We start from the raw sequence: 284 nt of genomic DNA, 5'->3' as shown, positions 1-284 counted from the left end.
AGCATTTGCAGTCTGGCTGCGCTGCCTCATTAGCATCTCTCGCGTTCGCAAAATCATGCTGGCTGCTTGTTGTTCGGCAGTCTTCACCGGTACGAGCCGCATTGTCGGGCGGGTGACCGCCTCACAAATGGCTTCAGCATCCGCCACGTCGGTCTTATTACGTTTGACGTAAGGCTTCACGTAGGCTGGCGGCATCATGCGGACAGAGTGGCCCAGCGCCGCTATCTCGCGCGCCCAGTGATGGGCACTCGCACAGGCCTCCATACCTACCAAGCAAGCTGGAA

Annotated in this window: 1 protein-coding gene; it reads right to left on the bottom strand. The window is 58.8% G+C overall.

Annotated features, from left to right (window positions below):
* Nucleotides 1–284 (bottom strand): IS110 family transposase (locus AC0L3X_RS47545; protein WP_473317672.1); only part of this gene is annotated, 284 nt, incomplete at both ends.

The sequence above is a fragment of the Bradyrhizobium sp. MI1.7 genome (assembly GCF_055811795.1).
This window is presented reverse-complemented; position numbering and strand designations above follow the sequence as displayed.